The organism is Wolbachia endosymbiont of Nasonia oneida, assembly GCF_009012935.1.
Taxonomy (GTDB): domain Bacteria; phylum Pseudomonadota; class Alphaproteobacteria; order Rickettsiales; family Anaplasmataceae; genus Wolbachia; species Wolbachia pipientis.
This window is the reverse complement of sequence record NZ_QESS01000026.1, coordinates 444-10,516: the sequence shown is the minus strand read 5'-3', so window position 1 is coordinate 10,516 and position 10,073 is coordinate 444. Positions and strand designations below refer to the sequence as shown.

General features: G+C 33.0%; 10 protein-coding genes. 2 read left to right on the top strand and 8 right to left on the bottom strand.

Going from position 1 to position 10,073, the window contains the following annotated elements; translation table 11 throughout:
• Window positions 1-355: 355 nt before the first annotated feature.
• The 7 genes from DEF52_RS05640 to DEF52_RS05615 form a co-directional block, all read right to left on the bottom strand.
• Entirely contained in the window at window positions 356-1,606 is a 1,251-nt protein-coding gene (locus DEF52_RS05640) for a citrate synthase (protein ID WP_151808094.1), read from the bottom strand.
• 80 nt (window positions 1,607-1,686) lie between these two features.
• Window positions 1,687-1,956, bottom strand: coding sequence for a 30S ribosomal protein S20 (gene rpsT / locus DEF52_RS05635; RefSeq protein WP_012673338.1), 270 nt, complete (start codon window positions 1,954-1,956; stop codon window positions 1,687-1,689).
• 51 nt (window positions 1,957-2,007) lie between these two features.
• Window positions 2,008-2,733: a lysophospholipid acyltransferase family protein gene (locus DEF52_RS05630; RefSeq protein WP_006280259.1), complete on the bottom strand. Its 726-nt coding sequence runs from the start codon at window positions 2,731-2,733 to the stop codon at window positions 2,008-2,010.
• A gap of 55 nt (window positions 2,734-2,788) precedes the next feature.
• Window positions 2,789-3,775, bottom strand: a complete 987-nt coding sequence (locus DEF52_RS05625; RefSeq protein WP_151808093.1) for a tyrosine recombinase — start codon at window positions 3,773-3,775, stop codon at window positions 2,789-2,791.
• On the bottom strand, window positions 3,765-3,935 hold the full coding sequence (locus tag DEF52_RS06325; RefSeq protein WP_007549057.1) for a hypothetical protein: 171 nt from the start codon (window positions 3,933-3,935) through the stop codon (window positions 3,765-3,767). Before DEF52_RS06325 ends, DEF52_RS05625 begins: the two co-directional genes overlap by 11 nt.
• Window positions 3,936-4,140: 205 nt before the next feature.
• Window positions 4,141-4,776: a DnaA ATPase domain-containing protein gene (locus DEF52_RS05620; protein WP_151808092.1), complete on the bottom strand. Its 636-nt coding sequence runs from the start codon at window positions 4,774-4,776 to the stop codon at window positions 4,141-4,143.
• Window positions 4,777-4,905: 129 nt separating this feature from the next.
• Entirely contained in the window at window positions 4,906-5,970 is a 1,065-nt protein-coding gene (locus DEF52_RS05615) for an AI-2E family transporter (RefSeq protein ID WP_151808091.1), read from the bottom strand.
• Between the two features lie 263 nt (window positions 5,971-6,233).
• On the opposite strand from DEF52_RS05615, the gene DEF52_RS05610 reads away from it, so the two are divergent.
• Complete coding sequence (locus DEF52_RS05610) at window positions 6,234-7,427, top strand: bifunctional 2-C-methyl-D-erythritol 4-phosphate cytidylyltransferase/2-C-methyl-D-erythritol 2,4-cyclodiphosphate synthase (protein WP_151808090.1); 1,194 nt, start codon at window positions 6,234-6,236, stop codon at window positions 7,425-7,427.
• 968 nt (window positions 7,428-8,395) lie between these two features.
• Here the strand turns inward: DEF52_RS05610 and DEF52_RS05605 are convergent.
• Window positions 8,396-9,460: a 5-(carboxyamino)imidazole ribonucleotide synthase gene (locus DEF52_RS05605; RefSeq protein WP_151808089.1), complete on the bottom strand. Its 1,065-nt coding sequence runs from the start codon at window positions 9,458-9,460 to the stop codon at window positions 8,396-8,398.
• Window positions 9,461-9,559: 99 nt separating this feature from the next.
• Here DEF52_RS05605 and apaG point away from each other — a divergent pair, with 99 nt between their 5' ends.
• The gene (gene apaG, locus DEF52_RS05600; RefSeq protein ID WP_179951370.1) at window positions 9,560-9,961 is read left to right on the top strand and encodes a Co2+/Mg2+ efflux protein ApaG; all 402 of its coding nucleotides are present in this window, start codon (window positions 9,560-9,562) and stop codon (window positions 9,959-9,961) included.
• The last annotated feature ends 112 nt before the right edge of the window (window positions 9,962-10,073 follow it).

Here is a 10,073-nt window from a genome sequence, read left to right as displayed (position 1 = left end):
CCTTATCCTATCACATCCGGACTTTTATGGAAAGAGCTATACTTATTGCGCCAAAAAACTTTCAAGCCCTTTTTAAGTATACGTGCTAAAGTTAAAATCCGACCGGGACAGCCGCAATAAAGTAGATAAGCCTAAACACCATCATGTCTTTAGGAGAGTTTGCTAATAAAAGTTCTTAAGTTGACGCCATTGGCTGAACGGATACGGAATGACACCATCCTTTTTTTTGGATTCCAGACTGGAATGACACCTCTGGACACTTCCGTCGTAAAGGAACCAGTGTCAGCTACTCGGATGACACCTTTTTTCTACTTAGTTTGGGTTATGCAAGAAGTCTAATGAAGTGAAAATAAATTTATTTACCAAAATAGAGTTGCCTTGGTCTACAGATCTTAGTTTCTTTATCATTTATCATTTCATACCACTGAGTAACCCAACCAGTGGTTCTTGCAAGTGCAAAAATAGGCGTGAACATATTTGAGGGGATATCAATAGCATTCATTATTATACCTGAGTAAAAATCAACATTTGGATATAACTTACGCACGATAAAATATTCATCCTTTAAAGCTATTTCTTCAAGTTTTTTTGCAATCTTGAGCAGTTTATTGTTTTGTTCTAGTTTACTTAGAACCTCATGGCAAGCGTCTTTTAATATGCGCGCGCGCGGATCATAATTTTTATAAACACGATGTCCAAATCCCATCAATTTAAATGGATCTTTATCATCTTTAGCTTTTTCGATGAATTTATCTATATCTCCACTTTGCTCTATCTCTTTTAGCATATTTATAACTGCCTCATTAGCTCCACCATGTGCTGGTCCCCAAAGTGTAGCAACTCCTGCAGAGAGGCTTGCAAACAGATTAGAACCAGCCGATCCCACCAATCTGACAGCCGCCGTAGAAGCATTCTGTTCATGATCAGCATGGAGAGTAAATATTTTATCCAGAGCTTTTGCAAAAAGGGCGCTTTTATCATTATCAACAGCATCGCCAAATATCATCTTTAAGAAATTTTCACTGTAACTTAATTCATTGTTAGCATTTATGAATTCCTGATTGTTGATATGCCTATAAATCATTGCAATAATTGTGGAAACTTGCGCTATTGCAGAAATTCCAAAATCTAGGTCTTCACCATTGACATTGTTGCCATGCTTTTCATGGTAAGATGCTGACAAACTTGCAAAACATGCAATTAAAATCGACATAGGGTGAGCAGTCTTTGGAAATGCTTTGATTACATTTGTAACTTGCTCTGATACTTTGGATAATTTTTGTATTTTGAGAAGAAATTTTTTGTGTTGCTCTGAACTGGGTAATTCACCATAGAGCAATAAATAAATCACAGCAGTAAAATTATTATTCTCTGCCAAATCAGCTATATTATGTCCCCTATATTTAAGAACTCCTTCATCTCCATCAATGAATGTAATTGTAGAAGAGCATGAAGCTGTAGAAACAAACCCTGGATCGTAAGTGAATAATCCTGTCATCTTATATAAATCCTTGATATTTAACACATCAGGACCTGTTGTTCCGCTTAATACAGGTAGCTCGATTTTTAATCCATTACTTAGTTCTAATAGCACTTTTTTATCCATCACTTAAGCTACTTAAATTTTATACAGAATATACAAACTGAGGAGTATATATTAATACAGTTAACTTTACATTAACCGTATTAAGCGGTCATCAATGCTTTTACTTTTGCATTTAAGCGACTTATTTTACGCGCAGCAGTATTCCTATGAATAACACCTTTATTCACACACTTGTGTAAATTAGATTCAGCATTCCGAAATGCCAGAACAACATTTTCTTTGTCGCCAGACTTGATTATATCAACCAATTTTCTAATAGAGGTGCGAGTTTTACTTTTCCGCATCTTATTTATTAAAGTGCGCTTTGCTATTACCTTTATCATTTTTTTAGCACTCTTATGATTTGCCATATATTAATACCTAAAATACTGTACTTTTCTTTTAATTATAAAGTTTTTTTGTTAATTTGCAATATCAGTTTTTCCTATGGTTAATCTACTGCTTCTCTCTTCAATAATTTTTTCTAAACTTTGCAAGAATTCATTTTTGTTTAACCCAGGATATATTGGGGGCAATATTTCTATTACTGCCTTTCCGGGATTCTTTCTCAGAGAAAGTATGCTTTTTGGCCAAAACAAACCAGTGTTTAAAGCAACCGGTAACACAGGAACAGATAATACGCTATATAAAGCAGCAATACCTGGTTGATATTTTATATTTTGGTTTATAGTTGTTCTTGTACCTTCAGGAAATATTATTATGCTTCTATTTTCTTTTATACGCATTTTTGCTAGTTTGACTATATGGCGTATAGAACTGATACCATCTGAACGGTTAATAAAAATCATTTTCAGCGCTATAAGATGCAAACCAATGAATGGAATCCATTTCAATTCACGTTTTAAAATAAAAACCGCTTTTCTAAATAGTAGTATAAAAATAAATGTTTCAAATGGAGATTGGTGTTTAGATGCAATGATAAAAGGTTGCTTAGGGATGTTTTCCATTCCCCTCACTTCATATTTAATGCCACATAATAAACGCAGCATGAATAATACAACTCTCACCGAACAGACGAGGAAAATGGTTATTACACACTCAGAAAAGAAAATTACAGGGAGAGTAATGAAAGTATAGAATACCTCCCATAATATAAGAAAGAAATTAAACAATAAACTTGAAATCACAAACTCACATAAATTTATTTAAATTTAACTTTATTACAAATTAAAAACAATAAATTTAATTATTGATCATCTGAGTAATAGGATGCGAATCAGCTAATTTGTCCTTTAACTTTTCGTTAGCAATATGAGTATATATTTGTGTTGTAGAAAGGTTAGTATGGCCAAGAACTTTCTGTATCAACACAATATTTGCTCCGCTATTTAGTAGATGGGTAGCAAAAGAATGCCTAATCACGTGTGGAGAGATCTTATTTTCATCAATATTGCATTTTCTTGCCAACTCCTTCATTAATTGACCGACCCTCTGCCTTGTAATTGGTTTATTAGGTTTATCACCTGGGAATAGCCAATCGGATTCCTTTTCTTTAGAGATCAGATTATCACGAACTGATAAATAATTTCTAAGGCTCTGCAATGCTTGTTCATTAAAAAGAATTTGCCTCTCTCTACCACTTTTTCCTTTTATTATTATATAGCATTCTTTGTTATTACTGTTTATTAAATGTGACACTTCACATAATTTCATACTAATTAGTTCAGAAACACGCATTCCAGAAGAGTAAAGGATATCTAAAATCGCACATAGCCTTTTACTGCTTATCTCTTTATTCGATTCGCTTGCTGATTTTCTCACTGTGTCCATTAGCAAAAATATTTCTTCGACACTTAAATACTTAGGCAAAGGACGAGAAACTTTTGGATTCTTTAATTCAGCATCATTAGCCGGCGCTGGATTAAAATCTATTATTCCGTCATTAAATAGACACTTGTAAAAATTTTTCATAGCGGATATTTTTCTTGATATAGAGCTACTTTTATATTTTTTTTGTGTACATAAAGATTTCACATAATCTTTAATATTGGTTTTGTTTACACCAACCAAGGTAGTGCCGCTTTCCAATAAAAATTCTTCAAACTGGTGTAAATCCGAACGATAACTTTCCAGAGTATTTTGTGCAGCGGACCTCTCTGAAGCTAAAGCATCTATGTAATATGTTATGTAAAGATTTTCTTTTTTATTTTGCGACTGTTTATTTTTCATTATCAGTTCCTATATTTATTTCTTTGGCTATAATTTGATTAGAAGTGTTCCCTGTGTTTCTTATGAGAAAATATGAGACAAATAAAGCATTTATCAATAGAGTGAACATCACAAACTTTTGCTTTAACCTTTTTCTTAAATTTAATCTTACTCTTATCATAGTTAAATTATAACGTTAAATCTATAAAAAACACCTTATAAAGTGAGCTCTACTATAAATATAGAATACTTCTTAGCTGTATCTATCTATATTTATTATAACATAACATTGATTATAATTCTAACATGGACAGATAGAGATTCCAATTACGTTAGTGTTATGGGTGTTAATAAATTTTTAATATACACCTTTACAAAAGAAGAAATCAAATGGCATCTTTTTTTAATAAAGTGCTAATAAAAGGAACGGTCACATTTGACCCTATAGATTCATTATCTATCTTTTCTATAATTTTATCAATGCTATAGAAAGAACGTTCTATTCTTGCTAAAATATAATTAATCACTTTTAAATCAATTTTTAACTGTTTATCTGAAAATCGTTTTATTAGCATAATTCTTAATAATTCCTCGCTTGCAGGCAAAATTTTTACGCTGATAGTTGATAATATTCGAGAACTTAAATCTCTTAGTTTGAAGTTAAGCTTTTTTGGTGAAATTGAAGAAGTGATTAGCAGCCTCTTGTCGTTTTCTTTCATGTAATTGTAACAATGTAATAACATTGCTTCATCTTTAATGTTTTGTACGTCTTCTAAAATAAAAGCATCGCTATACCTAATCTCGCTTACGAAGTTATTCACATTGATAAAGATTGCATCGTTTATTGATTGCCAAATATGAGCAAGATGAGTTTTACCGGAGCTTTTAGGTCCAAAAAGAATCAGACATTTCCAAGATAAATCATTAACTACCGAATTATATACGTGCTTATTTTCATCTAAGATGATGTAATTTTGCCGGCTATGATCAGCTTGATTGTTGTTAAATAAATTTAATTGCACGTTGAACCTCTTACGTAACCTCTTTCTGGTAGTAATTTTTGCGCAGAAATTTACTTACGCTCCTCAAATGTATCAGGTATTCTGGGCTCATTTCTCCTCTTACCATAAATTGATTATGCAAAAGGTCTGTTAGCCGTTTTTATAAAGCTCACTTTTAAAATATTTATTGATTGCATATTCTACTGATACATTGAACATTGCTATTATTGGAATAAAAAGTAATATACCTGTAAATCCAAAATATGAAGCGCATATAGTAATTCCCAGAATAATTACAGTTGGATGTATATGAACTTTTTTTCCTATTAATAAAGGAACTAATATATTTGAATCTATTAATTGTCCAACACCAAATAATAGCAAAACAGCAGCACTTTCAAACCATCCACTAAATTGAGTGATAGCGCTCAAAAACCCAATAATGGTATATAATAATGGCCCTACGTAAGGTATGAACGTTAACATTCCTGATAAAATTCCAATAACAATAGAGTGTTCCAATCCAATTATGCTCAGACTCACAGAGTAAAAGACCATCATGACAATACATACATTTACCTGCCCCTTTAGATAATTAGATATAATGAAATCCACTTTGGAAAAATAATCTGCAATTTTTCCTCTGTAAGGAATAGGGATTAATTTACTAGCTTTTTCTATAATTAAAGGCCAATCACGTAATATATAGAAAAACACTACAGGAGTAATCACCATTAATGATACCGTGTTAAAGCTTGAACTTAACACTTGGATTATAAAGTTACTAGCAATATCAAGAGCATTCATGAAATAAGATACATAGTTGCTGTAATTTTCTGCTAGATTTTTAGATAAATGATCAAATAAGCTATCCTCGATTTTCATATTAAGAAATTCTAATACAGAGGGGATTACTTTAAGCTTTAATGAAGGCACTTTACTCACTAAGAAATTTAATATTGAAGTAATTTGAACATATATAATAGGTAAAACAAATGTTATGACTAGTATAAAAGCTATTAATAAAATAAGTATTATAAAAATTACAGAACATGAACGTGGTATTCTATACTTTTCAAACTTGACTACTAGCGGATTAAACAAATATGCAATAATAATAGATATTAAACATGGAAAAATCATAGGACGCATCAGGAATAACATCCCTATTATAAAAAGCAGTATGAAACAAATAGTTATATGACGTTTTTGCATGTGTTTAGCATAGCTAATTTACTGAAAAATATGCAATTTATTTTTCCTATGTTGAAAGTATTTTACGATTTGTAATACTATCGTTTTTTACTAAAATTTAGTTGTTTAATCCGCAGGCAAAGATAGATTTTGAGCTCTCTAAATATCTCTTTTGCTATTATAATTATGCTAGTTAATAGGGGAAGTAACTTTTATATGATGTCAGAAATTTTATTTTTCGGAAAGAATCTTGGATAGAGAGGAAAGCTTCTACAAAAAGAAATATGTGCGCTAAGAAATACAAAATAGCAGCATTAATAGTTGCAGCGGGAGTAGGCAGTAGATGCAATTCTACGATTCCTAAGCAATATATAAAACTGGCAGGTAAATCTGTTTTATTTCATACAATTAAAAGATTTCTGGCTAACCAATATATAGATTACATAAGAATAGCAATTAATAGAGACCATGAAAGTTTCTATGAGAAAGCTATATCACTAATTACAGACACTAAATTACTAAGCCCTGTATACGGAGGAGAAAACAGGCAAAGTTCAGTTAAACTAGGGCTTGAAAGCTTACAAAAAGTTAACCCAGATTTTGTAGTTATACACGATGCTTGTAGGCCTTTTGTGTCAGATGTTCTGATAGATAACTTGGTTGAATCTATGATTAATGATCAATATACAGGAGTAGTTCCAGCAATAGAAGTTGAAGACACTATGTCATTGGTGAGTAATAGTTTTATTGAATCTACGATTTCAAGAGGAAAGCTCAGAGCCATACAAACCCCTCAAATTTTTAATTTCAAAGAATTATTATCATGCCATCAATCAGTCAAAGAATTTACTGACGATTCATCACTAATGGTAGAGCACAAAAAACATGTTGCGATTATTAAAGGTGAGAAAAGCAATTTTAAGTTAACCACAAAAGAGGATATCAATATGGCAAAGCTTCTTTTTGAAGAGCCAAAATTTCGTGTCGGAGCCGGTTATGATATACATAAGTTCATTAAAGTTCAAAATGGTGCTGAAAGCTTTATAAAAATTTGCGGTGTGAAAATTGAACACAACATGGCAATAGAAGCGCACTCTGATGGTGATGTTGCAATACATGCAATCGTTGATGCAATACTCGGAGCACTGGGATGTGGCGACATAGGAGAGCACTTTCCTCCTAGTTCCTCTGAATGGAAAGATTGCAATTCATCTCACTTTCTTGACTTTGCTGCTAAAAAAGCAAAAGAAAAAGGGTACAGCGTGTCTAATTTAGATATTACTATAGTTTGTGAAGAGCCTAAAATATCGCCTTACAAAGTAGAAATGAGGAAATTCATATCAAAAGCATTAGAAATTGATGATGAATTTGTAAATATCAAAGCAACCACTGCAGAGAAATTAGGTTATATTGGAAGAAATGAAGGAATAGCAGTGCATGCTTCTGTGTTATTGCATACAAACTTTTATTGGAAATAGAAACGAAAAAACTTACTTGACACCCTTCGCCAGTCCCCTTATCATAAAACTGAAGCTATTTATTTATCTTCGCAATCTGTGCAGGTTAATGACAAAAAACTTAGGGTATTTGGCGTCTCATGTTTAATTTTTCGCACTACGTGCATCGCATGTCTTTAAAAATTTTTAGGTTTTTACCTATATAAGCCGAAACGCGCTTACAAAGCGTTTAAGACAGCAAAAAACGTCAAATTGACAAGGGAGAATTTGAATGCTAGCTACTACGGGGTTTCTTTGCCTTTTTTCCTGCTTAGTAAATTTCTTAAACACTTGCGGTGTAGGTTAGTTGCAAGTTAAAAGCAGCTAAATCGCTCTTAATCAAGCGTTTTAGAATAAAAAAAACGCCGATATTTTAGTACATAGTAAATAGCCAACCACCACGGGGCTTCTTTTGCCTTTTTTTTCGTTTGGTAAATTTCTTAATATTTATGGCTAAACGACAATCGTCATCCCGCTACTTGTTAGCGGGATCTAGAGATACCGCGGCGGCATGACGTAGGACTGCTGTCATTCAAGTAGCTGACGCTGGAATCCAGCCTTGCTGTAATCTCATCAAGAACGTTGTGTTTTAACATAAGATCAGCCACTTTTATGCTTACCAACTTAATAAAATTCCTGGATCCAAGTAGTCAGGCTACTCGGATGACACCTTCATAAAGTGAAATGAGATCCCGCTAACAAGCAGCGGGATGACGAGAAAGGGGCTACTCGGATGACACCCTCATAAAGTAAAATGAGATCCCGCTAACAAGCAGCGGAATGACGGGAAAAGAGGTGCTAGGATGACACCTTCACAAAGTGAAATGAGATCCCGCTAACAAGCAGCGGGATGACGGGAAAAGAGGTGCTAGAATGACACCGTTTACTATGTAACATCTCATCATATCACAATGTTCGTACAGTTGTGGCGGTATGACGTAGAAAAACTGTTAACTTAAATCTATATTGACATGTCCCATTTTACGCTTATCCCTAACCTCTTTTTTCCCATATATGGTTAAACTAGCTTTTTCGTTGCTCAAATACTTATGAGAATCATATATATCATTACCTATTATATTTTTCGTCATACAAGGAAAGCGTAATACTACTTCCTGCATAGGTAGCCCGCATATTATCCTAACCAGTTGTTCAAATTGACTAACGTTACATGCATCCAAGCTCCAGTGGCAAGAATTGTGAGGTCTTGGAGCTAGTTCATTAACTAACAATTCGTTATCTTTAGTAACAAAAAATTCAATAGCCAGAATTCCTATTACATCAAGCGCACTTGCTATTTTCTTTGCAGCTCGTTGTACCTCTTGAGTTAGTTTGCTATCTATTTTAGCTGGCACTGTTGAAGTATCAAGTATTCCATCAACGTGGTAATTTTCTGCTATAGGAAAAAAAGCTACTTTACCGTTTTTATCTCTTGCAACGACTATTGAAACCTCTTTCAGTAAATCAACACTTGCTTCAAGAATGTACTCTGTATTCCAATCAAAGGAAGCAAATTGCTTCACTTCAGAATCATTCTCAAGCACATATTGCCCTTTTCCATCGTAACCCATTTCTGTTGTTTTCAGCCTTATTGGATAGCCAAAAGCTCTACTGCTTTTCAGTAGCTCATTATAATTTTGTATACTCTTATAGTTAGCAGTTTTTATACCCAAGTTTTTAATAAAATCCTTTTCTCTCAGTCTGTTCTGCGAAATGTGTAACGCTTTTTTACCCGGATAAAAATTTACATCGATATCAATTGCACTACATGGAATATTTTCAGACTCAATAGTAACTAAATCCACACTCTGTGCAAAAGATTCAAGAGCTTTCTTATCAGAGAAATCTGCTATTGTGAAATCATCAGCAACAGAGCAAGCCGGATCGTCTTTAGCACTGGCAAAAACATGTGTTTTTTGTCCAAGTTTTGTTGCAGCGATAGCAGTCATTTTACCTAATTGTCCACCACCTATTATTCCTATTACTTTTTTGCTCAGCGCATCTGGTTCATTCATACTATAAATTGATATTTCCTAATTAAAGTATACTTGAAAAATCTATGAAAAAAGTATATAATTAGAATGTTATCTTTTTATCATGAATATTCTATAATGATTCTAGAATACACATTGACTACCAACTTTGTTGAAGTTACAGTTTTACCAATTTATATTGAAGAGCAATCCATTCCTTATGAAAATTGCTATGTATGGATGTATAACGTTAAGATAAAAAACAAAAGCCAATCAACTATTCAATTGTTAAGTCGTCATTGGCAAATAATAGATTATAAGGGAAAAGTAAATGAAATTGCCGGAGTTGGTGTTATCGGAGAACAACCTGTGATAAAATCTGGAGAGGTATTTAAATACACAAGTGGAACATACTTAAATGTACCGTCAGGAATAATGCAGGGTAAGTATGAATTTCTGAATGAAGAAAGCATAAAAGTTTTTGAAGTTATGATACCACCCTTTTCTTTGGATAGTCCATACATCAAAACTAGACCCCATTAACTGTCAAAATAGTTTATTTGTAACCAGACTGCATTCTGTGATTTTTAGCAAAGCACGATACACAATCGTCATCCCGCTACTTGTTAGCGGGATCTATGCTAAGATACCGCGA

Bases quoted from the DNA above. Each gene is read 5' to 3' on its own strand.
- DEF52_RS05640 (WP_151808094.1), bottom strand. From the start codon at position 1,606: ATGGATAAAAAAGTGCTATTAGAACTAAGTAATGGATTAAAAATCGAG.
- rpsT (WP_012673338.1), bottom strand. From the start codon at position 1,956: ATGGCAAATCATAAGAGTGCTAAAAAAATGATAAAGGTAATAGCAAAG.
- DEF52_RS05625 (WP_151808093.1), bottom strand. From the start codon at position 3,775: ATGAAAAATAAACAGTCGCAAAATAAAAAAGAAAATCTTTACATAACA.
- DEF52_RS06325 (WP_007549057.1), bottom strand. From the start codon at position 3,935: ATGATAAGAGTAAGATTAAATTTAAGAAAAAGGTTAAAGCAAAAGTTT.
- DEF52_RS05615 (WP_151808091.1), bottom strand. From the start codon at position 5,970: ATGCAAAAACGTCATATAACTATTTGTTTCATACTGCTTTTTATAATA.
- DEF52_RS05610 (WP_151808090.1), top strand. From the start codon at position 6,234: ATGTGCGCTAAGAAATACAAAATAGCAGCATTAATAGTTGCAGCGGGA.
- DEF52_RS05605 (WP_151808089.1), bottom strand. From the start codon at position 9,460: ATGAATGAACCAGATGCGCTGAGCAAAAAAGTAATAGGAATAATAGGT.